Raw genomic sequence first — 1,073 nt, 5'->3', positions numbered from 1 at the left:
TGTGCTTCAGCCACATGATTGATCCTCGGAGGTGAAGTCCTGCCTCGAAGCTCTCGGGAGATTTGTCGTACCGAGTGGCGAGTCCGCGCCAGATCTTGATCTTCTGGAAGCAGCGCTCGACGGTGTTGCGCTGCCGGTACCGCTGCGGGTCGAAGGCCACGGGGCGGCCGCCGGCCGAGCCCTTCCTCCGCCGGTTCGCGGCCTGGTCGGTCTTCTCCGGGATGACTGCGGTGATCCCGCGTCCGCGCAGGTAGGCGCGGTTGGCCCTGGAGGAGTAGGCCCGGTCGGCGGCCACCGCACCGGGCCGGGTGCGCGGACGGCCGCGGGGACCGGGGACCCGGATCCGTTCGAGGACCGCCTGGAACTGCGGACAGTCCGCGGCCTGGCCCGGGGTCAGGACGAACACCAGCGGCAGCCCCGCCGCATCGACCGCGGCGTGGACCTTGCTGCTCAGCCCGCCTCTGGACCGGCCCAGTCCGGCGGCCTTCGCCCGTGCCCGCCGACGCCGCCGAGTCGCAGCACGGTCACCGCCCGCCTCCTCCTCGGTGCCCGCACCGGATGCGGACCGCGGTGCAGCACCCTCCAGACCGGTCCCTGCTCCGGCAGCGGAACCCCCCTTTCCTCGGTCACAGCCTGTTCGAGGGCATCCAGGGTCTCTCCGGCGACCGCCAGTCCGGCCGACTCGTGATGGGCCCGCACGATCGTGGAATCCACACTGACCAGTTCCAACCCGACCCGTCCACGCGTCGCCGCCTCGGCGATCAGGCCGTCCATCAACGCCTGGAACACCCCGGCTTTCGACCAGGCGTTGAACCGCGAGTACACCGTCGACCAGGACCCGTAACGCTCCGGGACGTCACGCCAGCCGCAGCCGGTACGAAACCGCCACAACACCCCGTTGAACTGGTCCCGCACCCGCCGGGGCAGCGGACCCGTCGCCGCCACCGGCAGAAACTCCTCGACCAACTCCCACTCGGCATCCGTCACATCGAAACGCGCCACACCCGAGTTCTACCAGCCCCACCGAACCCATCAGCGAGCGTCACGAAGATCCGAACCTCGAACAGCTCCTA

1 pseudogene is annotated in these 1,073 nt (G+C 70.0%); it reads right to left on the bottom strand.

Going from position 1 to position 1,073, the window contains the following annotated elements:
• Positions 1 to 1,002, bottom strand: a pseudogene (locus ACFXJL_RS34825) (IS5 family transposase); the annotation flags it as partial.
• Between the last annotated feature and the right edge of the window lie 71 nt (positions 1,003 to 1,073).

This window comes from Streptomyces sp. NPDC059256 (genome assembly GCF_042753785.1).
Taxonomy (GTDB): domain Bacteria; phylum Actinomycetota; class Actinomycetes; order Streptomycetales; family Streptomycetaceae; genus Streptomyces.
This window is presented reverse-complemented; position numbering and strand designations above follow the sequence as displayed.